The organism is Cupriavidus pauculus, assembly GCF_002858765.1.
GTDB lineage: Bacteria > Pseudomonadota > Gammaproteobacteria > Burkholderiales > Burkholderiaceae > Cupriavidus > Cupriavidus pauculus_B.
Map to the genome: position 1 here is coordinate 43,001 of NZ_PJRP01000003.1, position 22,118 is coordinate 65,118.

At 67.8% G+C, this 22,118-nt stretch carries 22 protein-coding genes; 9 read left to right on the forward strand and 13 right to left on the reverse strand.

Translation table 11 applies throughout. The features are described 5' to 3' along the window. Positions 1 to 64: 64 nt before the first annotated feature. From CYJ10_RS08655 to CYJ10_RS08665, 3 genes are all read right to left on the reverse strand, one after another. Positions 65 to 814, reverse strand: coding sequence for an SDR family NAD(P)-dependent oxidoreductase (locus tag CYJ10_RS08655; RefSeq protein ID WP_101681517.1), 750 nt, complete (start codon positions 812 to 814; stop codon positions 65 to 67). Positions 815 to 958: 144 nt separating this feature from the next. Continuing rightward, on the reverse strand, positions 959 to 1,861 hold the full coding sequence (locus tag CYJ10_RS08660) for a LysR substrate-binding domain-containing protein (RefSeq protein WP_101681518.1): 903 nt from the start codon (positions 1,859 to 1,861) through the stop codon (positions 959 to 961). 35 nt (positions 1,862 to 1,896) lie between these two features. Beyond that, positions 1,897 to 2,829, reverse strand: a complete 933-nt coding sequence (locus CYJ10_RS08665) for a LysR family transcriptional regulator (RefSeq protein WP_101681110.1) — start codon at positions 2,827 to 2,829, stop codon at positions 1,897 to 1,899. A gap of 100 nt (positions 2,830 to 2,929) precedes the next feature. Between CYJ10_RS08665 and CYJ10_RS08670 the strand changes: the two genes are divergently transcribed. Then, entirely contained in the window at positions 2,930 to 4,354 is a 1,425-nt protein-coding gene (locus CYJ10_RS08670) for an aldehyde dehydrogenase family protein (RefSeq protein ID WP_101681111.1), read from the forward strand. A 115-nt stretch (positions 4,355 to 4,469) separates the two neighbouring features. Here CYJ10_RS08670 and CYJ10_RS08675 read toward each other — a convergent pair whose 3' ends face one another. Together CYJ10_RS08675 and CYJ10_RS08680 are read right to left on the reverse strand one after the other, a co-directional pair. After that, positions 4,470 to 5,468: a class I SAM-dependent methyltransferase gene (locus tag CYJ10_RS08675; RefSeq protein ID WP_257993192.1), complete on the reverse strand. Its 999-nt coding sequence runs from the start codon at positions 5,466 to 5,468 to the stop codon at positions 4,470 to 4,472. A gap of 215 nt (positions 5,469 to 5,683) precedes the next feature. Next, positions 5,684 to 6,748, reverse strand: coding sequence for a VWA domain-containing protein (locus CYJ10_RS08680; protein WP_101681112.1), 1,065 nt, complete (start codon positions 6,746 to 6,748; stop codon positions 5,684 to 5,686). A gap of 72 nt (positions 6,749 to 6,820) precedes the next feature. On the opposite strand from CYJ10_RS08680, the gene CYJ10_RS08685 reads away from it, so the two are divergent. Genes CYJ10_RS08685 through CYJ10_RS08700 form a run of 4 tightly spaced genes read left to right on the forward strand, consistent with a single transcriptional unit; the run spans position 6,821 to position 10,831 of the window. After that, positions 6,821 to 7,762, forward strand: a complete 942-nt coding sequence (locus CYJ10_RS08685) for a S1C family serine protease (protein ID WP_101681113.1) — start codon at positions 6,821 to 6,823, stop codon at positions 7,760 to 7,762. A gap of 12 nt (positions 7,763 to 7,774) precedes the next feature. Next, positions 7,775 to 8,788 (forward strand): AAA family ATPase, encoded by a 1,014-nt coding sequence (locus CYJ10_RS08690; protein ID WP_101681114.1) that lies wholly within the window; start codon positions 7,775 to 7,777, stop codon positions 8,786 to 8,788. Then, on the forward strand, positions 8,766 to 9,761 hold the full coding sequence (locus CYJ10_RS08695; protein WP_101681115.1) for a DUF58 domain-containing protein: 996 nt from the start codon (positions 8,766 to 8,768) through the stop codon (positions 9,759 to 9,761). Before CYJ10_RS08690 ends, CYJ10_RS08695 begins: the two co-directional genes overlap by 23 nt. Continuing rightward, positions 9,758 to 10,831, forward strand: a complete 1,074-nt coding sequence (locus tag CYJ10_RS08700) for a vWA domain-containing protein (protein WP_101681116.1) — start codon at positions 9,758 to 9,760, stop codon at positions 10,829 to 10,831. The genes CYJ10_RS08695 and CYJ10_RS08700 overlap by 4 nt, the downstream gene beginning before the upstream one ends. Positions 10,832 to 10,853: 22 nt before the next feature. Here CYJ10_RS08700 and CYJ10_RS08705 read toward each other — a convergent pair whose 3' ends face one another. Together CYJ10_RS08705 and CYJ10_RS08710 are read right to left on the reverse strand one after the other, a co-directional pair. Next, positions 10,854 to 11,327: a PaaI family thioesterase gene (locus tag CYJ10_RS08705; protein WP_101681117.1), complete on the reverse strand. Its 474-nt coding sequence runs from the start codon at positions 11,325 to 11,327 to the stop codon at positions 10,854 to 10,856. A gap of 74 nt (positions 11,328 to 11,401) precedes the next feature. After that, positions 11,402 to 11,902, reverse strand: coding sequence for a winged helix-turn-helix transcriptional regulator (locus CYJ10_RS08710; protein WP_101681118.1), 501 nt, complete (start codon positions 11,900 to 11,902; stop codon positions 11,402 to 11,404). Positions 11,903 to 12,132: 230 nt separating this feature from the next. Here CYJ10_RS08710 and CYJ10_RS08715 point away from each other — a divergent pair, with 230 nt between their 5' ends. From CYJ10_RS08715 to CYJ10_RS08725, 3 genes are read left to right on the forward strand one after another with little or no spacing between them, the layout of a single operon-like run. Beyond that, positions 12,133 to 12,789: an isochorismatase family cysteine hydrolase gene (locus CYJ10_RS08715; RefSeq protein WP_101681119.1), complete on the forward strand. Its 657-nt coding sequence runs from the start codon at positions 12,133 to 12,135 to the stop codon at positions 12,787 to 12,789. Beyond that, positions 12,786 to 14,363, forward strand: a complete 1,578-nt coding sequence (locus tag CYJ10_RS08720; RefSeq protein WP_101681120.1) for an aldehyde dehydrogenase (NADP(+)) — start codon at positions 12,786 to 12,788, stop codon at positions 14,361 to 14,363. Before CYJ10_RS08715 ends, CYJ10_RS08720 begins: the two co-directional genes overlap by 4 nt. 27 nt (positions 14,364 to 14,390) lie before the next feature. Then, entirely contained in the window at positions 14,391 to 14,684 is a 294-nt protein-coding gene (locus tag CYJ10_RS08725; RefSeq protein ID WP_101681121.1) for a hypothetical protein, read from the forward strand. A 66-nt stretch (positions 14,685 to 14,750) separates the two neighbouring features. Here the strand turns inward: CYJ10_RS08725 and CYJ10_RS08730 are convergent, their stop codons facing one another. Next, entirely contained in the window at positions 14,751 to 15,992 is a 1,242-nt protein-coding gene (locus CYJ10_RS08730) for a GGDEF domain-containing protein (protein ID WP_101681122.1), read from the reverse strand. A gap of 236 nt (positions 15,993 to 16,228) precedes the next feature. Beyond that, the gene (locus tag CYJ10_RS08735) at positions 16,229 to 17,002 is read right to left on the reverse strand and encodes an IclR family transcriptional regulator (RefSeq protein ID WP_101681123.1); all 774 of its coding nucleotides are present in this window, start codon (positions 17,000 to 17,002) and stop codon (positions 16,229 to 16,231) included. Between the two features lie 201 nt (positions 17,003 to 17,203). Between CYJ10_RS08735 and CYJ10_RS08740 the strand changes: the two genes are divergently transcribed. Then, on the forward strand, positions 17,204 to 18,430 hold the full coding sequence (locus CYJ10_RS08740) for an MFS transporter (RefSeq protein WP_101681124.1): 1,227 nt from the start codon (positions 17,204 to 17,206) through the stop codon (positions 18,428 to 18,430). On the opposite strand, the gene CYJ10_RS08745 is transcribed toward CYJ10_RS08740, so the two are convergent. From CYJ10_RS08745 to CYJ10_RS08760, 4 genes are all read right to left on the reverse strand, one after another. Then, a complete protein-coding gene (locus CYJ10_RS08745) occupies positions 18,431 to 19,198 on the reverse strand; it encodes a class I SAM-dependent methyltransferase (protein ID WP_101681125.1) in 768 nt (255 codons plus the stop codon). It lies immediately after the preceding gene. 67 nt (positions 19,199 to 19,265) lie between these two features. Next, positions 19,266 to 20,135 (reverse strand): ABC transporter permease, encoded by an 870-nt coding sequence (locus CYJ10_RS08750; protein WP_101681126.1) that lies wholly within the window; start codon positions 20,133 to 20,135, stop codon positions 19,266 to 19,268. A gap of 26 nt (positions 20,136 to 20,161) precedes the next feature. Next, positions 20,162 to 21,037, reverse strand: a complete 876-nt coding sequence (locus tag CYJ10_RS08755) for an ABC transporter ATP-binding protein (protein ID WP_101681127.1) — start codon at positions 21,035 to 21,037, stop codon at positions 20,162 to 20,164. Between the two features lies 1 nt (position 21,038). Continuing rightward, positions 21,039 to 22,088: an ABC transporter substrate-binding protein gene (locus tag CYJ10_RS08760; protein ID WP_101681128.1), complete on the reverse strand. Its 1,050-nt coding sequence runs from the start codon at positions 22,086 to 22,088 to the stop codon at positions 21,039 to 21,041. Between the last annotated feature and the right edge of the window lie 30 nt (positions 22,089 to 22,118).

The following is a 22,118-nucleotide window of genomic DNA, read 5'->3' on the forward strand; positions in this document are numbered from 1 at the left end:
CCCGGGTGGTCCCGGGTGCGTTGACATGGTGGGTGTGGCCGCCCGTTGCGCAGGCCGCGGGACTTCAGTGGATCAGCATGCCGCCGTTCACGTCGAGCGTGACGCCCGTCAGGTACGCGGACAGGTCACTGATCAGGAACAGGCACGCGTTGGCGACGTCTGCGGCATCGCCCAGGCGGCCCAGCGGGATGCCCTTGATGATGTCGGCGCGCATGTCGGGCGTCAGCTTGTCGCCGGTGATATCGGTCTGGATCAAACCAGGCGTCACCGAATTCACGCGGATGTGATCGCCGCCGAACTCGCGCGCCATCGCCTTGGCAAGGCCCAGCACACCGGCCTTGGCCGCACTGTAGTGCGGGCCTCCAAAGATGCCGCCACCGCGTTGCGCGGACACCGAAGACATGCAGACGATGCTGCCCCGCTTCTGCTCCTTCATCTGCGGCAGCACGGCCTGCGACATGTACAGCGTGCCGCGCAGGTTGACGTCTACCACGGCATCGAAATTGGCCGCGCCAATATCGAGGGTCCGGATCGGCTGCGTAATGCCCGCGTTGTTGATCAGGCCATCGATACGGCCGTAGCGCAGCATCGTTGCATGGGCGGCGGCCTCGCACGACGCCTTGTCCGTCACATCGCAACGCAAGCCCAGATGGCCCTCGCCCAGATCGGCCGCAGCGGCTTCGGCCGCATTCAACTGGAGATCGACGATTACGACCTTGGCGCCCTGCGCCGCCAGTGCCCGGGCCGTGGCCTTGCCAATACCGCGTGGCGAAGCGGCGCCCGTGACGATCACTACCTTGTTCTCGACCAGCATCTTCATGTCTCCTTCTGTTTCGACTTGATGATGGGTCCAGTTTTGTCGCAGGAGGAGCGCCGATCAATGCATTCGGGCTCATCTATCGCTGAGAAATTTTCAGATGTCGCGGGCAGGCCTTCGGGGAAAACCCTTTGTCGACGCTCAGGCCGCCGGCCCTTCGAGCGGCCGGTTGACCTCGCGGTCGAGCCAGGTCAGGAAGCGGGCCACACGCGGCAGATCGGCGTTCTGTGCGGGATACGCGACGTGGTGGCTGGCCACTTCTACCGCGTACTGCGCCTCGAACACCGGCACCAGCGTGCCCTTGCTCAGCATCACCGATGCCAGCAACGAGCTTTCCAGCGCGACGCCGATGCCGAGCGCGGCGGTTTCGAGCGACATGTACGAGCGGTCGAACGAGAAATCGAACAACTTCTGCGCTGCCGGCACGCCAAAGCGCGCGAACCACTGCTGCCAGCGCACCAGTGGGGTTTCGGAATAGATGAGCCGACGGTCGATCAGATCGGCGGGGTCGCGCACGGGGTGCTTGCGCAGGTAGTCGGGCGACGCCATCGGCAGGATGCGTTCGTGCCGAAGCGTCTTGACTTCGAGGTTGCGCCAGTGCGCATGACCGTGCCGGACATCGACGTCATAGAAGCCGGCCGTGAAGGACACGTCCTCGTACGAACAGGACAGGTTCAGCTGGATGTCGCCGTTATCCGCCTGAAACGACGCCAGCCTGGGCAGCAGCCACATCAGCCCGAAACTGGGACTGGTATGGACTCTCAGGATATCGACGGCCGTCGGGCTCGACGCGCGTTCGGTTGCCCGGTTCAGTTCGGCCAGCGCACCCGTGACATCGCGCAGGTATTGCTCGCCGACGGGCGTCAGGACCAACCCCCGACCCTGTCTGAAGAACAGCGCCTGCCCAACGGCTTCCTCAAGGTTGGCAAGCTGGTGGCTGACCGCCGAGGCTGTCAGCCCCAGTTCTTCGGCGGCCTTGTTGACGCTCTTGTTCCTGGCGACGCTTTCAAAGGCAACGATGGCCTTGACGGGTGGAATGCGCATGACGGTCGGATGAAGTTGGAACGCAACGGCCACAATTATCGCTGCTTCTGCCTGCCGCTCCGGGCACCCTGCCGCTGCGCCTCGGCGTGCTCGCGGATCGTGTCGACCAGCGCGCGCAGGCCGGCTGGCGCATGACGGCGGCTGGGGTAGTACAGACATAACCCGTCGAGCGGCGGTGTCCAGTCTTCCAGCACGCGCACGAGCGTGCCGGCGGCCAGGTCGGCGCCGACCGTCCATTCGGTCAGGTAGGCCAGCCCCACGCCGGCGCGCGCCGCCGCCAGCATCAGGCTGCTATCGTCCAGCGTCAGGCCGCCCTGGCCGTCGAAGCGCACCGCTTCGCCATGGCGCTCGAACTCCCACTGGTAGATCGTGCCGCTCGGCATGCGGCTGCGGATGCACCGATGCGACTTCAGGTCGGCCGGCGTGCGCGGCTTGCGATGGTTGGCGAAGTACGCGGGGCTGGCCACCACGGCAAAGCGCTGGCGGTCGCCGAACGGCACGGCCACCATGTCCTGCGGCACGGTATCGATCAGGCGAACGCCGGCGTCGAAGCCCTCCACCACGATGTCGATCAGCTTGCCTTCGGTCACGATGTCGAGCTTCATCTCGGGATAGCGCGCCAGGAACGCCACGAACACCGCCATCACCTGGTGCGCCGCGCCCACCGACGTGTTGATGCGCAACGTGCCCGACGGCGTATCGCCATAGCTGCCCGCGCGGTCCATCGCCTCGCGGATGGTGGACAAGGCCGGCCCCACGGTGGCCACGAACTGCGCCCCGGCCTCGGACAGCGACACGCTGCGCGTCGTCCGGTTGAACAGCCGCACGCCGATACGGGCCTCCAGCCCCGCCACGGCATGGCTCAGTGCCGACGTCGACACCCCCATCTCGCTGGCCGCCGGCCGGAAGCCGCGATGACGCGCAACCGCCAGCACGGCTTCAAGTTCACCCAGCCCGGAAGTCTTCATTGTTCGATTCTGTTTAACGATTCATAAACGATTGTATGGCTAGTCAACGCAATGCGTGGCCTCTATCTTGATGGCAACGCCAACCGTTTCTTCATACACCATGTACCGAATCGACCAGATCTACATTGACGGCGCCTTTGTCACGCCGCACGGCGACGAACCGTTCGCCTTGTTCAACCCGGCCACCGAGGCGGTCATCGGCCACGTGCGGCTGGCCGACGAGGTGGACGCCGCCCACGCCGTGGCCGCCGCCAAACGCGCCTTTACCACGTTCTCGCGCACCGCTCCGCGCGAGCGCATCGACATGCTGCTGCGCATGCACGCCGCCGTGCTGGCACGCGAAGACGACCTGCTCGATGCCATCGTCGAGGAATATGGCGCGCCGGCGTCGCGCGCCCGCTGGATGGCCCGGCACGCCAGCGAGGTGCTGCGCGATGCCGCCGGCGTGCTGGAAAACTATGCGTTCACGCGGCGCATGGGCACGGCCGAGGTGGTCATGCAACCGATTGGCGTGGCCGGGCTGATCACGCCCTGGAACAACGATGCCGGCTTTATCACCGGCAAGCTGGCGGCGGCGCTGGCGGCAGGCTGCACCGCCGTGGTCAAGCCCAGCGAGATGAGCGCGCTGCAGACCCGCGTGGTGACCGAGGCGCTGCATGCGGCCGGACTGCCGCCGGGCGTCTTCAATATCGTCACCGGTCGTGGCGATACGGTCGGCGCGGCCATCAGCACCCATCCCGATGTGACCAAGCTGTCGTTCACGGGATCGACGGCCGTGGGCAAGCACATCCTGCGCACGGCGGCCGAATCGCTCAAGCGCACCACGCTGGAACTGGGCGGGAAGTCGCCGGTGATCGTGCTTGACGATGCCGACTTCGACAAGGCCGTGCCGCTAACCCTGCAAGCCGGCTTCATGAACAGCGGGCAGGCCTGCATTGCGGGCACGCGCATCCTGGTGCCGCAGGCCAGGCTGGCCGAGTTCGAGGCGCGCATGGTTGCGGCCATGGCGGACGTCCGCGCAGGCGACCCGCGCGATGCGGCCACGACCATCGGCCCGATGGTCAGCCAGAAGCAGTGGGATCGCGTGCAGCGCTACATCGGCATCGGCATCGACGAAGGCGCCCGCGTGCTGGCCGGCGGCCCGGGCCGGCCCGATGGCGTCCAGGCAGGCTGGTTAGTCCGACCGACCGTGTTCAGCGATGTGACCGGCGACATGACGATTGCCCGCGAGGAAATCTTCGGGCCGGTGCTGTCGATCCTGACGTATCGCGATACCGAAGAAGCCATCGCGATCGCAAACGACACCCCGTATGGCCTGCAGGCTTACGTGCTGTCGAGCAACGTGGCGCGGGCGCGCGAGGTGGCCTCGCGCATCGAAGCCGGACGCGTGCTGGTGAACACCGTCACGCACGATCCCGCTGCGCCGTTCGGGGGGTTCAAGCAGTCGGGTATCGGCCGCGAGTACGGTACCTTCGGGCTCGAAGCGTTCCTGGAGCCGAAGGCCGTGCTGGGTGTGGCGGCCTGACGAAGGCCGCGTTGTTGCCCGGTTGTTGCCCGGTTGTTGCCCGGTTGTTGCCCGGTTGTTGCCCGGTTGTTGCCCGGTTGTGCCCGGGCGAACCTGGGCACCGCCGGGCACCGCGCTAGTTGCCGGCTGCCTGGTCAGGCGCCCGGGCCACGCAGAACAGGCTCATCGCCGCCTGCGGTGTGCCCGGCCGGATGCCCGACAGCCGTTGCGCCATGCGCATCTTCAATGGCGACGGGCCGATTTGCCCCTCGAACACTTCGGCCCCCACGAAGTGATTGTGCGGGAGCACCCTCACATGCCATCCGCGTGGCTCCAGCACGCCGCGCAGCAGGGCCTCGGTCACGCCATCGCCGGGGCGGTGATGCAGTTCCGTGGCCAGCGCCCAGTACTGTTCGTTGTCGGCGGCGGCATGGCCCCCACGCTTGAGCCAGCGGTAGATCGGTACACGCAGCCGCCACATCAGCATGGCCAGCCCCCGGAAATTCCAGGCGGTGAACTGGGGATCATGGTCGGTGATCAGCACGCCGCCCGGTTTGACCAGTCGCGCCGCTTCGGCCAGCACGGCGGCCATGTCGTCGCAATGGTGCAGCGATCCATTGATGGCCACGATGTCGGCGATGCCCGTCGCCAGCGGCATGTCGTGTGCATCGGCTTGCAGCGGCACATAGCCAACCACCGCCGCCCGCTGCAGGCTGCCTTCCGCGACATCCACGCCGATGGCCACCTGCGGCGTGCCGCCCAGCGTGGCCAGCACGTTGCCGGGACCGCAACCTACGTCCACCAGCACCTTGCCGTCGAGCGGTCCCGTCACGGCAAGCCAGCGCTCGCGCCATTGCGCATAGCGATGGACGTTGGCCAGCCAGTCGTCCATCCATTTGGGTTGACTGAAGTAGTGCGCATTGGCACGCATGCCGCGCGTATAGCGGATGGTCGCCCTCGGAAACCAACCGGGCTGCACGACGGCGCCCGCCCTGAGATAGGGCTGCAGACGCTGCAGGTAGTCGTCCCGCAACCCGTCGTGTTCTTCATGACGCGGCAGTGGCGGCGCCACCGGCATATCGTCAGCCGTCACAGGCGCCGGCCAGCCACCTTCAAGCGTTTCGGACTGCTCCATATCACCCCCGACAAAGTGAAAGAAAAGCCATCCCCAGCCTCGCGCCGCAGCGCGACCATGGCAAGACATCCAAAAGTGAGCTATCAGGTAGCACGTGCCTGTGGCACGGCCTGTTGAAGTATTTCGGAAAAGTTAAGCAGTCTTATCGCACCGCAGCAGTGTCCGAAAAGCTGTCATTGGTACACATTTGGTGTGGTAGCACACATAACGCGGGATTAACGGCGGAACCAGAGAAGTGACAGCGCACAAGCAGCCACGAGCAGCAGACCTGCGACCGCCGCGAACAGCGCGCCGACCTCGGTCTCCCTGCGCTCCAGCGCAAAGCGCGCGCTGAGCTGGCGGTACACGCGGGTCAGGTCGGCCGCCGAGCCTGCCTGGAAGTACTCCCCGCCGGTGATATTGGCCACGGCGCGCAGGGCGGGCTCGTCGAGCTGCATGAAGTAGGACAGCACCGGCTCGCCGGCCACGCCGCCCTGCGCCGAGCCAAAGCCCACGGTATAGACGCGCACGCCGCGCTGGGCCGCCATGCGTGCGGCATCGAGCGGATCGGGGCCAGTGGTACGGCGACCATCGCTGAGCAGGATGACCGCGCCGTGCCGGTACGAACCCGGCTGCACCGGCGGCCGCTCCTTGGCGCGCTTGCGGGCGGCATCCGCGGCGGCGGCTTCGTCAAGTGACGTGGCCGGCCTGCCAAGCAGCGGCGCGCCGTCGTTGAACAGTACGGCTTCGAGGTCGATGCCATCATCGGGAAACAGGACGGCCAGGGCCTGTATCAGGCCGCTGCCGGTGGCCGTGCCGCGCTGCAGCTGGAAGCGGTCGAGCGCATCGAGCATGTCCTGGCGGTTATCGGTTGGCGACAGCACTTCGGCGGCGGTGGCCGCAAACGAGACGATGCCCAGCCGCACGCTCGACGGCAGGCCCACCACCAGGTCACGCGCGGCCTGCTGGGCGGCGGCGATGCGCGTCGGCGCGACGTCGGTGGCCTCCATGCTGCGCGACACGTCCATCGCCAGCACCAGCGTGATCGTGTCCGAAGGCAGCGTGATGGTGGCGCTGGGCCGCGCGCAGGCCAGCAAGGCGGCACCCAGTGCAAGCAGGAACAGTACAGGGGGAATGTGGCGCCGCAGGCGTTGGCCGGGCCCCAGCGCGGCGCGCGGCAATGCAAGGCTGGCATAAAGCAGGGCTGCCTTCTTGCGCCGTGCAATCAGATACACGTAGGCAGCTGCCAGCAGCGGGAGCAAAAGCAGCAGCCAGAGCATTTGCGGCCAGAGAAACTGCATGCCCTGCTCCTTGGCGCGTGGGTAAGAGGATGGTACTGTATTTTTTAAGGCGCGACGGAACCGGGGGCTGCGATGAAACGGGTGACGATCTACGGGTTGGTTTCGGTGGCCGTCGTCCTGGTATTCGCCGCGGGCGCAGGGCTCTCGTGGCTGTCACAGCCGCCCCCTCGCAAGCTCACCCAGGCCGACATCGACGCCGCCGTCCTCCACACGCTGCAAACCAAGACGCTGCCGTCCCAGTCAGCCCGGGCGGCCGAGGCCATCCGCGAATCGGTGGTGGAAATTCGCAGCTTCGCGCCGGAAAAGGCACCCGAGCCCCCGCCCGCCGCCAAGGCCAAGCGCGATCCCCCCGACGCCAGATCGAAATCCGCACAGAAGGCCGCGCCGAAGTCCGCCCCCAACGCCAGCCCGCCGCGCGATGAAGCCGCCGCCACCGATCCGCCCCGGCGCAGCGAACAACCCGAAGCCAGGTCGGAAGCCCGCCACATCGGCTCCGGCGTGGTCGTGACCGAAACCGGCACCATCATCACGAACTACCACGTGGTGGCCGACGCCAGCCGCCTGGAGGTCACCTTCCACAATGGCCAGACATCGGAAGCGTCGGTGCTGCAGGCGATGCCCGAGAAAGACCTGGCCATCGTGCAGGCGAAATCGATTCCCGACGACCTGCCGGCTGCCACGCTCGGTTCCAGCCAGAACCTGGCGCCCGGCATGGAGGTGGTGGCGGTGGGCTTTCCGTTCGGCATCGGCCCGTCGGTGTCCGCCGGCGTGATCTCCGGGCTCGACCGGCAGTTCGTGTCGCCGGACCGCAAGCAGAAGCTCGACAAGCTCATCCAGTTCGATGCGGCGGCCAATCCCGGCAACTCGGGCGGCCCGCTGGTGAACATGAACGGCGAGGTGGTGGGCATCGTCACCGCCATCCTCAACCCCAACCCGAGCGGCACCTTTCTCGGTATCGGCTTTGCCATCACGATAGAAAGTGCCGGCATGGCCCTTGGATCATCTCCCTTCTAGACGCGGAGGCCCATGAACGACCCAGCCCGGGGCGCCATCGACAGCGCCAACCTGATGGAACGCCTGCTGTACGAGGTGAAACGCGTGGTGGTGGGACAGGACCACTTCCTGGAACGGGTGCTCGTGGCCATGCTGGCCGGCGGGCACTTGCTCGTGGAGGGCGTGCCCGGCCTGGCCAAGACGCTGACGGTCAACACGCTGGCGCGAACGATGAGCGGATCGTTCAAGCGCATCCAGTTCACGCCCGACCTGCTGCCCGCGGACCTGATCGGCACCCGCATGTACAACCAAGGCACCGGCGAGTTCTCCACGGTGCGCGGGCCGGTCTTCGCCCACCTGCTGCTGGCCGACGAAATCAACCGTGCGCCGGCCAAGGTGCAGAGCGCGCTGCTGGAAGTGATGCAGGAGAAGCAGGTGACGATTGCCGGCGAGTCGCATCCGGTGCCGACGCCGTTCCTGGTCATGGCCACGCAGAACCCGATCGAGACCGAGGGCACCTACCCGTTGCCCGAAGCCCAGGTCGACCGTTTCATGATGAAGGTGCTGGTGGGCTATCCCAGCGAGGAAGAAGAAGTCGTCATCGTCAACCGCGTGACCGGCCCGCGCATCAGCGTGAACGCCATCGCCACGCCCGAGCACCTGGCCGGTCTGCAGGAAGAGTGCCGCAAGGTGTACGTGGACCCCGGCCTGATCCAGTACGCGGTGCGCGTGGTGGCCGCCACGCGCAAACCCGCCAGCCATGGTCTGGAGAATCTGGACCGCTACGTGTCGTTCGGGGCCAGCCCGCGCGCCACCATCGGCCTGATCGAGGGCGCGCGGGCGCTGGCGTACCTGCGCGGCCGCGACTACGCCCTGCCCGAGGACGTGACCGACCTGGTGCCCGACGTGCTGCGCCATCGCATCGTGCTGTCGTACGAGGCGATCTCCGACGCGGTGACGGCCGACCAGCTGATCGCCCGCATCCTGCAGGCGCTGCCGGTGCCGGAACGGCCCATGGAATCCCATGTTCGGGCGGCTGCGCGCTAAGCGCCAAAGCGGCCCGACAGGCGTCGTCGCCGGCGACGGCGTGGCGCGCGTGGGCACCAGCCAGACCGACGCGCTGCTGCGCCGGCTGGAATGGACCGTGGTGCGCCGGCTCGACGGCCTGCTGCAGGGCGACTACCGCACGCTGTTTCGCGGCTTCGGGCTCGACCTGGCCGACTTGCGCGAGTACCACCCCGGCGACGACGTGCGCCATATCGACTGGAACGTGACGGCCCGGCTGCAGACCCCGCATGTACGCGAGTACCAGGAAGATCGCGAGGTGGCCGTCTGGTTTCTGCTGGACCTCAGCGCATCGGTCGACTTCGGGTCTGGCACCGTGCGCAAGCGCGACCTGCTGACCGACTTTTCCACGGTCATGGCGCTGCTGCTGACCCGCTACGGCAATCGCGTGGGCACCGTGCTGTACGGCGGCGCCGCCACGGCCTCGGCGTCGGTCGTGCCGGCGCGCGCCGGCCGCCGCCACCTGATGCACCTGCTGGACCGCATGCACACCACGCCGGCCGCATCGCCGGGCGACACCCGCCTGCGCGATCTGCTGGAGCGCGCCCGGTCCGTCGCGAAACGCCGCTCGGTGATGTTCGTCGTCTCCGATTTCATCAGCGCGCCAGGCTGGCGGGCATCGCTGGCGATGCTGGCGCGGCGCCACGAAGTAGTAGCCGTGCGGCTGGTCGATCCGCTGGAGCTGGCCCTGCCCGACCTGGGCGTGGTGGTGATGCAGGACGCCGAAACAGGCGAGCAGATGGTAGTGGATACCCACGACAAGGGCTTTCGCAAGCGCTTTGCCGCCATCGCCGACGCCCGCGAGGCCGAACTGCGCCTGTGCTTTACCCGTGCCGGCGTGGATTGCCTGACCCTGTCCACCGACACCCGCCTGGACCTGGCGCTGCTGCAGTTCGCACGCCAGCGCAGCCGACGCCTGGGCACCGCACGCGACGCCACCAGGGGCATCGCATGATCGATGCGCTGAGCCGGCTGCCGGCCCTGAGCTTCCTGTGGCCCGCCATGCTCTGGCTGCTGGCGCTGGTCCTGCTGATCGGCGCGGGCTACCTGTGGCTCGACGCACGCCGGCGCCGGGCCGCCGCCCAGTACCCGGCCTTGCGCCTCGCCGGGACGGCCGACGCTGCGCACACGGCGGGCAAGGCCTCGACGAACTGGCGTCGCCATGTAGCGCCCGTGCTCGCGCTGCTGGCGCTGGTCGCATTGGTCGTGGCCATCGCGCGGCCCCAGGCGGTGATGGTGCTGCCGTCGCGTATCGAGACGGTGGTGCTGGTGATCGATCTGTCGGGCAGCATGCGCGCGCAGGACGTCAAGCCTAGCCGCCTGCGCGCCGCGCAGGGGGCGGCCAAGGTGCTGCTCGATGCGCAGCCGTCCGGCGTCAGCATGGCGGTGGTGGCGATGGCTGGCACCGCGGCCGTGGCGCAAGCGCCCAGCCGCCGCAAGGACGACGTGGCCGCCGCCATCGACAGGCTGAAGCCACAGGGCGGTACGGCGCTGGGCAACGGGCTGCTGATCGCGCTGACGACGCTGATGCCGGAACTGACGGACGAAGCGGCGCGTGTGATGAACGAGGACGGGCCGGTGCAGAAATCGATGCCGGGTGACACGGACGAGACTGTGGCGCCCGGCTCCTATGCCTCCGGCGCGATCGTGCTGTTCTCCGACGGCGAGAGCAATGCCGGCCCGGCCGCGCTGCAGGCCGCCCAATTGGCCGCCGACCACGGCGTGCGCATCTACACCGTGGGCGTGGGCACCGTCGAAGGCGTGGTGCTGAAGGTCGACGGCATGTCGGCCCGCGTCAGGCTCGACGAACAGGTGCTGAAGCAAGTGGCCGATGCCACCGGGGCCGAGTACTTCCGGCTGGAAGACGCGTCACGGCTCAAGACCGTGTACCGAGCCATCAACGCCCGGCTGGCTTCCGGCAAGCGCGACCAGATCGAGATCACCGCGTTCTTTGCCGCGCTGGGTGCCTTGCTGGCGACCTGCGCGGGGCTGCTGTCGCTGTGGTGGTTCGGGCGCGTGCTGTAAGCGTCTAGCCGGCCCCGGCCCGCTATCGAGGCTGCAGAACCAGCAGCGTGGATGTGCCATGCGCCAGTACGCGGCCCGAGGTGTCGGTCACGCGGCAGTCGGCGGTGATGATCTGGCGGCCCTGCGTGATGACGCGCCCTTCGGCACGCACACGCCCGGTATCGGGCTTGATCGCGCGCGAGAAATTGCCCCGGGTTTCCACGGTGGTGTAGCCGGTGCCAGCCGGCAGCACGGAATTGGCCGCGCACCCCGTGGCGCTATCGATCAGCGTCAGGGCCCAGCCGCCATGCACGGTGCCCATCGGATTGAGCAGATGCGCGCCTGGGTCGCCCTCGAACGCGGCAAACCCGTCGCCCACTTCCACCAGCCAGAAACCCAGCGCCTGACCAATCGGCGGCTGCGGCAGTCGCCCATCGACGATGGCCTCCAGCACGGCCTTGCCGGTCATGCCCGCAATGTCGGCGGGGTTGGCCACGCCATAGTGATAGTCGGTCACGCACGTCTCCTTGTTGAGTGTGGGGTGGGCCGGGAATGGATGCGGCCTGCGCGCGCCAGCTTATCCGAGCCCGATTACTTGCGCTTGTACGCCTCGCGCCGGGCCGCGCGTTCTTGCGCAAATCGGGCGCTGACGGTGGGTTCCAGGTCCTGGCGTTTCACGGGCTCGCCGCAATGCGGGCAGACGCTGGCCAGGCCAACGTCGTGTCCGCAGGCGCGATGCACAAAGCGCACGGCCAGCCCCTCGTCCTCGTCCTTGCACCACGTCTCGCCCCAGGCGCGCAGCGCGTAGATCACGGGATAGAAGTCCCAACCCTTTTGGGTCAGATGGTATTCGTACCGGAGTGGCTTTTCCTGATACGGCTGGCGCTCCACCATGCCGTCGGCCTCCATGGCCTTGAGACGCGTGGTCAGCATCTGCGGCGTGGCCCCGGTCTGGATCTGCATTTCCTCGAAGCGCGCATTGCCCATGTACAGCTCGCGCAGCACCAGCAGCGTCCATTTATCGCCCACGACCTCCACCGACCGCGCCACCGGGCACGCCGTATCCATCCGCTCTTCTGCCGTTCGCGTCACTGCTCGACTCCGATAGTCACTACTTTTTTCATAGTAGCACGATTACGACCGATGCCTGGCATCGCCATCCCACCCCGAAACCCTTATGTTTCTTGACACTATGTTTTTCATAGTTATACTCTGACCGTATCTGCAGCGCGAGACGTCGCGTTGCGTGACCGTCAAGGCAGGCAGGCGCCCCTGCACCCGAAGCGACTGATGTCGCACACGCCTGAATGGAGTAGCACGCAATGACAACCCCCTCATATCCCGCGGCCCGCACCGGCCTGTTGCTGGTCGATCCGTACAACGACTTTCTTTCCGATGGCGGCAAGCTGTTCCCGATGTTGCGGAACGTGGCGGACGATGTTCGCCTGCTCGACAACCTGCGCGCCGCAGTGGCCGCGGCACGTGACGCCGGCATCCAGGTGTTCTATGTCCCGCACCGTCGCTGGCAGCCGGGCGACTACGACAACTGGGACCATCCGAACCCAACCCAGCGCCTGGTGCAGCAGCGCCATACGTTCGCCAAGGGTACCTGGGGCGGCGAATGGCACCCCGACTTCGTGCCGCAGGACGGCGACATCATCGTCCAGGAGCACTGGGGACAGAGCGGATTCGCCAATACCGATCTCGACTTCCAGCTCAAACAGCAAGGTGTCACCCACGTGATCGTGGTGGGCCTGCTGGCCAATACCTGCATCGAATCCACCGCGCGCTTCGCCATGGAGCTGGGCTACCACGTCACGCTGGTCAAGGACGCCACGGCAGCCTTTGCGCGGGAAATGATGCATGCCGCGCACCACCTGAACGGCCCCACGTTCGCGCATGAAATCCTGACCACCGGCGAGCTTGTCGCCGCCCTGCCCGCCACCCTGTCCACTGCCACACAGGAGGCCACGGCATGAACCTCACCGGCAATCTCCTGATCGGCGCGCAGGAAGTGCGCGCCACGGCCGGCGCCATGCGCGCGCTGAACCCCGCCACCAACCTCACGTTTGCACCCGATTTCGCATTTGGCGGCGCCGACGAGGTGGACCGCGCCGCGCAACTGGCCGATGAAGCCTTCGACAGCTATAACGCCACCAGCCTCGCGGTACGGGCGGCATTCCTGGAACGGATCGCTGGCGGGCTGGATGCCCACGCGCGGGTGCTGGCCCAGCGCGCTTCGCTGGAAACCGGCCTGCCAGCCGCCCAGCTGGAAGCCGAGGCCGCCAAGTCGGCAACGCAGTTCCGCCAGTTCGCGGGTGTCGTGCGCCGGGGCCGTTTCCGGCAGGCCACGATCGACCCGGCCCAGCCCGATCGCCAGCCGCGCCCGCGCATGGACCATCGCATGCAGAAGATCGGCATCGGCCCCATCGCGATCTTCGGCGCCAGCAATTTCCCGATCTCGTATTCGGTGGCCGGGGGCGACACGGCGTCGGCGCTGGCGGCGGGCTGCCCGGTCATCCTGAAGGCGCACAATGCGCACCCGGGCACCTCCGAGATCATGGGCCGCATCATCCAGCAGGCGGTCAAGGACGCCGGCCTGCATGAAGGCGTGTTCTCGATGCTGCGCGGCGACGGCAACGCGATTGGCGAGGCGCTGGTGGATCATCCGCTCGTCAAGGGCGTGACGTTCACGGGCTCCGAGGCCGGCGGCATGGCGCTGTATCGCCGCGCCCAGCAGCGGCCCGATCCGATTCCGGTCTTTACCGAGATGACCAGCGTGAACCCGACGTTCGTGCTGCCGGACGCCCTGGCAGCACGCGGCGCGCAGATTGGCGACGGCTTTGCCGAGCGGATGCTGGTCAACGTGGGCCAGGCCTGCCTGAAGCCCGCCATCCTGCTGGCTGTCGACGGCGCCGGCTACGACGCAATGCGCGAAGCCATGATTGCCCGCGTCCACGCCATGCACGCCCGCACGATGCTGACGCCGGGCATCCAGCAGGCCTACCGCAAGGGGCTGGACCGCCAGCATGCCGCCGGCGCGGAAACGATTGCCGCCGGCGTGGCGCCCACGGGCACATGGGACGGCCAGTCGTACCTGTTCGAGGTCGATGGCGCACGGCTGCGCGATGAGCCGGCCCTGCTGGAAGAAGTGTTCGGGCCGGCGGCGCTGCTGGTGCGCGTGAAGGATACGGACGAACTGGTCGCCATCGCGCGGCGCTTCCGCGGCCAGCTGTCGGCCACGCTGCATCTGGAACAGGCCGACCTTTCGCTGGCCACCCGCCTGCTGCCGATCCTGGAACGCCGTACCGGCCGCATCGTGGTCAACGCCTTCGCGCATCCGCAGGAGGTGTCCGATGCATCGATCCATGGCGGCCCCTTCCCGGCCACGTCGGACAGCCGCTTCACGTCGGTAGGCATGACCGCTGTCGAGCGCTTCCTGCGACCGGTCTGCTACCAGGGTTTTCCGGACGCGCTGCTGCCCGAGGCCCTGCGGCACGACAACCCGCTCGGCCTCTGGCGCCTGACCGATGGCGAACCCGCGCAGTCCTGATCACCGTCCCGAATCGAGGAGCCCCTCATGCAATATCTTGTTCTGGTATCCCGCAATGCCGTCGCCCCCAAGGAACCGCCGACGGCGGCCGAGCGCGAAGCGGAGTCCGAGTTCGTCCGTCATCTCCATGCGGAAGGCATGGTCCGGCAGATCTGGCTGCGCGATGGCGGCGCGGTGATCCTGGCGGAAGCTGCCGATGCCCAGTCGCTTGAACAGACGTTCGCCACGCTGCCGCTGGTGCAATCGGGTTTCCTGGATGCGCCCACGGTGATCCGGCTCCAGCCGTATCCGGGGTTCGGCCCGCGAGGGCCGCTGGGTTGAAGTAGGCCGGTGGGCGGCCAGGCTGGCGATCAGACGCCCGATGAGGCCGCCAATCAGGTCGCCAAATCAGGCCGCAGTGATGCAGTCCTGCTCGGCCTGGACGGCGGGCTCCGGCTCGTCGTCGGGCCCCATGCTGGAGGCCAGCACGAACTGGTCGCGGCCGCACTGCTTGGCCATGTAGAGTGCGCGGTCGGCTTCGGCAAACAGGTTGCGCCACAGGCCGTCGCGGCTCGACGGGCCGCCGTGCAGCTGCGCCACGCCGATGCTGACGGTGGCATGGGCACAACCGGGGCCGTCGCCGTCGGGCAAGGCAATCGCCCTGACCTTGCGCAGGATGCGGTTGGCCAGCGCCGTGGCCTGGTGCTCGTCGGTGTGCGGGCAGAGGATGCAGAATTCCTCGCCACCGTAGCGCGCGGCAAAATCCGAAGCGCGCCGCGAATTGTCGAGCGCGGTAGCGATGTCGCGCAGCACCTGGTCGCCGGCGTGGTGGCCGTGCCGGTCGTTGACGCGTTTGAAGTGGTCGACGTCGATCACCAGGCACGACAGCGGATCGCCATCGCGCTGCCAGCGCGCCACCAGGCCGATGGCGGTCATGTCCAGCGCGCCACGGTTCAGCAGGCCGGTCAGCGCGTCCAGGCGCGCGCCACTTTCATTGCGGGCGATGATCTGTTCCATCGCCATCAGGCTGAAGCCGAACAGGCCCAGCAGCACCGCCACCATCGGCGCCAGCGGCCAGATCGACGCGCTGGTCTGCAGGAAGAACGGCGTGATGGCCAGCCCCTTGAACGTGGCGCCGTAGCTCAGCGCCGCCACCTGCGAGCCAAGCAGCACGAGATGCGATGCCAGCACCAGCGGCCCGCCGATGCTGGTACGGCCGCGCCGGCTGCGCAGCATCGTGACGATGGTGACGAACGAGATCATGGCCAGCATGCCGTACGCCACGTTATGCAGCAGCACGCGGCCATCTGACAGGCCGGTCATCAGCACCAGCAGCACCAGCGTGACCAGCCCGATGACGCGCAACGGCAGCGCGCGATCCGCCAGGCCATAATAGACGCGCACGCCGCGATAGATCGTCAGCCTGCCGATCAGGTAGGCCGCGGCGCCCAGCGCGGAGAGCTGCAGCGAACCGCCGGCGGCGCTGGTGGCCACCACCAGGCCGGCGCCCGATGCCACCACATGCCCCACGGCCCACAGGCGCCCTGCCTCGCTGGCGCGCAGCGCGAGCACCAGCCCCGCGGCCATGACCAGCGTGCTGGAAAACACCACCATCATGACGACCAGAATCGTCTGCTGAGCCAGGTGCACGGGAATCGGTTTCCTCTTAAAGCTACCGGGGGCGGCTGCCGTTATGCACGTTAACCCTTTCTGGGTGACCCGACGTGAAGTGACAGTGGACTGAAACGCCGCGCAGGGGTGCGAGTCGAAGGCGAAAGGACGCATCATAGCCCGCACGCCAGCCGGGGCGCACCCCCGGCAAGCCGGGTACTCACCCCATTTTTGCAATGGTTTGCAATGCGCGGGAAAACCGCCAGGCGGAATGCTCAGTCGTCCTGCGGCGGGGTGGTCGGCATCGATCCGGCGCTGGCCGGCCTGACCTCCGGGAACGTGCCGCCCAGGGCCAGCGTCAACGCGCGCGCGGCGTCCAGCACCTGCTCGCGGAAGGCGTCGCTGAAGCGCGGCGTCGGGCAGGTCAGCGTCAGCGCGCCCTTCAGTTCGCCACCGGGGCCGAACACCGGCGACGACACGCCGGCGATGTCGGGGCTGCGGTCGCCCACCATCGCAATCACACCTTCGTCGCGAATCCTCTGGTAGATCTCGCCGCGTGCCCCGGCAAAGGCCCGCAGCACGCGCCCGCCCGAACCCCGGTTGCGTGGCAGCAGGTCGCCGGCGCGGATGTGGTCACGCACCGGCTGCGGCGAATCCACGCGATACAGGCACAGGCGGTGCTCGCCCTGCTCGATGTGGAACGCGGCCGATTCCCGGGTGACGCGCACCAGTTCGCGCAGCGCCGGCACCACCACCTGCTCCAGCGAGAACGACGCCGCGTAGACCGCGTTGAGCCGCGCCACTTCGGAACCCAGCGCGTAGCGGCCATCGGGCAGCCGCTGGATCAGCCGCGCGTGCTCCAGCGAAGCCAGCAGCCGCAGCAGCGTGCTCTTGTACAGGCCGCTGCGCTGGGCCAGTTCCGCCAGGCCCAGCGACGTGTCGCCCTCGCGGAATACCGACAGCACGAAGAGCGCCCGGTCGACGGCAATCGCACCGCCATCGGCGGCGTTCTTGTCGGCTTCGGAGAGCTGGGCGGCTTTACGTGGCATAGGCGGGCAGGCGGGGACAGGCCAATTGGAACGGGCGTCCACCGTATAGAACGGCCCCAGTGTTGTCAATGAGACCACAGCGGCGCATCAATGCCCCACGCGATGGCGGCAATGCCGGTATGATGGCGCCTTCCGGGTTTTCCCTAGGTCGTCGTACCAGGCGAGTCGAAGCCCGGCCAACCCGCGCCCCCAGAATCACCCATGTCCGCCCCGAGTCATTCATCGGTCACTCCGCCGCATGGCGAATCCGCCACCGGCAATGTGACCCGCCGCATTCTTGCCGTCGTTTTCTTCAACTTCATCGCCTATCTGGCGGTTGGCCTGCCGATCGCCGTGGTGCCGGGCTTTGTCCACGGCGACCTGGGCTACAGCGCCGTGCTGGCTGGCCTGGCGGTCAGCATCCAGTACCTGGCCACGCTGATGAGCCGCCCCTGGGCCGGCACGCTGTGCGATACGCAAGGCCCCAAGCGCTCGGTATTGACCGGCCTGGCGCTGGTCACGGGCAGTGGCGTGCTGACGCTGGTGGCGTCGCTGTTCGCTGGGAACGACTGGCTGGGGCTGGCCTGGCTGCTGGCGGGACGCCTGATGCTGGGCGCGGGCGAAAGCCTGGTCACCACCGGCACCATCGCCTGGGGCATCGGCAGCGCCGGGGCGCGTCATACCGCCAAGGTGATCTCGTGGAACGGCATCACCACCTACGGCGCACTGGCCGTGGGCGCGCCGGTTGGCGTGGTGCTGGCCAAATGGGGCGGCCTGGGCTCGATCGGCGTGGTGACCACGCTGATTGCCGGCGCGTCGCTGCTGCTGGCACGCCGCCGCACGCCCGTGCCGGTGCTCAAGGGCGACCGCCTGCCGTTCCGCCGCGTCTTCCGCGCCATGACACCGTTCGGCCTGTGCCTGGCGCTGGGCTCGGTTGGCTTTGGCGTCATCACCGCGTTCATCACGCTCTACTACAACAGCAAGGGCTGGGACCACGCCGCGCTGGCGCTCACCGCGCTGGGCACCTGCTTCGTGCTGACGCGCCTGGTAATGGCCGATGCCATCGCGCGCTTCGGCGGCTATGCGGTGGCGCTGGTGTCGTTTGCCGTGGAAGCCGCCGGCCTGGGCATCATCTGGATGGCCCACGCCCCCTGGCAGGCGCTGGCGGGCGCGGCTGTGGTCGGCTTCGGCTTTTCGCTGGTGTTCCCGGCGCTGGGCATGGAAGCGGTCAAGCGCGTGCCGGCCACCAATCGTGGTTCGGCGCTGGGCGCCTATGCCCTGTTCCTCGATTTCGCGCTGGGCCTGACCGGCCCGGTGGCCGGTTTCATCGCCCGGCAAGGTGACTACCCGAGCGTCTACCTGTTTGCCGCGCTCAGCGCCGTGCTGGCGCTGGTGCTGAGCCAGCTGCTGGCCGCGCGCTACCGCGACCAGCTTGCCCCGGCTACCTGATTACAGCCGTTCGCAGCAATAGGCTTCGGTACTGTAGGGAAACGACACCGCGTCGCGGCCCTGCAGCGCCGGATCGGCGTCGATCACCGCATGCAGGCGCGCCCGCACGGCGTCCTGCTCCGGCTGCGGCAGCGACGCGACGAAGCTCACCGACATCACGCGGTCGACAATCACCTGCTCCGGCGCGCCGGTATGCGTGTAGGGAAAGCGCGTCAGGCCGAGCGGCCCGAAGCCATCGGCCGGGAAGACCTTCTTCCAGTCGCCCTTGTAGAAGCGCGGCGCATCGCCCTCGTAGGGCGTCATGATCTCGGTCAGCCTGGCCACCCAGCCCACCGATTCGTCTCGCACATTCCAGATCAGCCCAAGCCGGCCGCCCGGCTTCAGCACACGGGCGATTTCCTGCATGGCGGCGGGATTGGCAAACCAGTGAAAGGCCTGCGCGCAGACCACGGCGTCGACGCTGGCGTCTGGCAGCGGCATCGATTCCGCACTGCCCTGCACGGCCCGCACCGCCGGCAACTTGCCCGAAAGCTGGGCGCGCATGGCATCGACGGGTTCCACGGCGATCACGCTGGCGCCGGTGGGCAACAGCAGTCGCGTGAACTTGCCGGTGCCGGCGCCCAGGTCAACCACGGTCTTGCCGGGCGCCAGCCCTAGCGTGTCGCGCAGCCAGGTGCCGAGTTCGGCGGGATATTCGGGACGCCCGCGGGCGTAGGTGTCGGCCTGGGACGAGAAGCCCTGGGCCGCGGCATGATGGATGGTCGTCATGACCCCGCACGATACGCCGGCGCCGTGACATCGGCAAGTCGCACCGCCGCAGGCGGCACCCATTCTTTCAGTGCTGCAGGCCCCAGCGGCGTACCGTCAGGCGTTCCAGCGTGGTGAACACCAGCCCCTCCACCGCCAGCCCGATCAGGATCACCGTGGCCAGCCCGGCGAAGACGCGGTCGGTGTACAGCTCGTTGCGGTTCTGGAAGATGTACCAGCCCAGCCCGCCCTTGCCGGACGACGCGCCAAACACCAGTTCGGCCGCGATCAGCGTGCGCCAGGCAAACGCCCAGCCGATCTTGAGGCCCGACAGGATGGCCGGCAGTGCCGCCGGCACCAGGATCAGCACCACGTAGCGCAGGCCACGCAGCCCATAGTTGCGGCCCGCCATGCGCAGCGTTTCGGGCACGCCGCGAAACCCCGCATAGGTGTTCAGCGCCAGCGGCCACAGCACCGAATGAATCAGCACGAAGACCAGGCTGCCCGTACCCAGCCCGAACCACAACAAGGCCAGCGGCAGCAGCGCAATGGCCGGCAGCGGGTTGAACATGGCCGTCAGCGTATCCAGCAGGTCGCGCCCGATGCGTGTCGACACCGCCACCGTGGTCAGCGCGAACGCCAGCACGATGCCCGCCACATAACCCTGCAACAGGATGGACAGCGACACCACGGCCTTGCCGGGCAGTTCGCCGCTGGCCATGGCGTCCACGAAGGCACGGGCGGTGGCCAGGAAGGTCGGCAGCAGCAGGTCGTTGTCCTGCACGCGGGCGACGATTTCCCACGCCACGGCCAGCACCAGCAGGATCGCGGCCTTGCGCAGCCAGCCCTGCTGCCACAGTTGGCGATACCACGGCAGCGCGCGGGACAACGGCACGGCGGTGAAAGGTTCGAGTTCGCGCTCGTATTCGGGGCGCAGGGCGGGGAGGATCGTCGACATGGTTCAGGCGGGGGACGGTGGGGCGTTCAGTGCGTGGCGGCGTGGTGGGTGCGGCCGGGCGCGGGGCCAGTGGTGGCGCCAGTCTCCTCTGGCGTGTCGAACAGCATCGCGTGGATACGCTGGGCAGCCTGCTGGAATTCCGCGCTGCCCTGGCTGGCCAGCGAGAACTGGTGGCTGTTCAGCTCCGCGCGCACCCGGCCCGGATGCGGCGACAGCAGCAGGATGCGGCTGCCCACCACCAGCGCCTCTTCGATCGAATGGGTCACGAACAGCAGCGTGAACGCGGCCTCGTCCCACAGCGCCAGCAGTTCCTCCTGCATGCGCCGGCGCGTCAGTGCGTCCAGCGCGGCGAACGGCTCGTCCATCAGCAGCACCTTGGGCCGCGTGGCCAGCGCGCGGGCAATGGCCACGCGCTGCTTCATGCCGCCGGACAACGTATGCGGGTAGGCATCGGCAAAGCCTGCCAGGCCCACCTTGCCCAGGAAATGCATCGCCACGTCGCCGGCTTCGGCCTTCGACAGGCCACGCGCCTGGCGCAGCGGAAACATCACGTTCTGCCTGACCGTCTTCCACGGCGGCAGCTGGTCGAACTCCTGGAACACCACGATGCGGTCCGGTCCGGGCGCCTGCACGCGCTGCCCTTCGAGCCGGATCTCGCCCTCGGCGGGCGGCACGAAGCCGGCAACGGCCTTGAGCAGCGTCGACTTGCCGCACCCGGACGGCCCCAGCAGCACGAAGCGGTCCGACGCATGCACGTCGAAGCTCACGCGGTGCGTGGCACGCACCACGCGCGTCGGCGTACGGTACTCGAGCGACACGCCATCCACCTGCAGCAGCGGCTGCGGATGGGGCACCACGCGCAGGTGCGGGTTTCCGTGATTTCCGTGATGGCTGTCGGCCATGTCAGCTCCCCTGCGCGGTGGCCGGGTCCTGGAAGAAGTAGTCCTGCCAGGACGCCGGGCGGTTCTTGATGGCGCCCACGCGATGCATGAAGTCGGCCAGCGGATAGGTGTTCTGCGGCGCGACCTTGAACTGCACCTGCGGGTTCTGGAGGATCTTTACCAGCAGCGCGCGGTCGATCTTTGCCTTGTTCACGCGGATGTAGACGTCGGCGGCGGCCTCGGGGTTCTTCGTCGCAAACGCGGCGGCCTCGGCCAGTGCATCGACAAACGCGCGATAGGTCTTGGGGTTCTCGTTGCGGAATTTCTCGGTGGCGTACAGCACCGTGGCCGAGCTTGGGCCGCCGAGCACGTCATACGAGTTCAGCACGATGCGGGCGTTCGGGTTGCCGGCCAGTTCCTGCTCCTGGAACGGCGGATTGCCGAAGTGGCCCGTGATCTCGGTACCGCCCGCGATGATGGCGGCAGCGGCATCGGGGTGCGGCACGGCCACGGTCCATTTGTCGAAGCGGTTGAATTCCTTGTCGCCCCACTGCTTGGCCGCGGCAAGCTGCAGCACGCGCGACTGCACCGACACGGTCACCGCGGGCAGTGCGATGCGGTCCTTGTCCGAGAAGTCGGCAATCGACTTCACCTTGGGATTGTTCGAGACCAGGTAGTACGGGAAGTTGCCCAGCGACGCCACGCCCTTCACGTTCTGGCGGCCGTGCGTGCGGTCCCACAGCGTCAGCAGCGGGCCCACGCCGGCACCGGCGATATCGATGGCGCCCGACAGCAGCGCGTCGTTCACCGCCGATCCGCCCGACAGTTGCGTCCATTCCACCTTGACGTCGATGCCCTGCTGCTTGCCGTGCTTCTCGATCAGTTGCTGGTCACGCGCCACGTTGAGCAGCAGGTAGACCACGCCGAACTGCTCGGCAATGCGGATTTTTCCCTCCGCGTGCGCGGTGCCGGTCAACGCCATGCCGGCGGTCAGGACAGCCAGCGTGGCGCGGCGGGCGAAGGAGTTGGCAAAGGGGCTGGCGAACGAGAAAACTGACTTGCGGACTGACATGCAAAGGGCTCCGGGGACGCGTGGTATTGG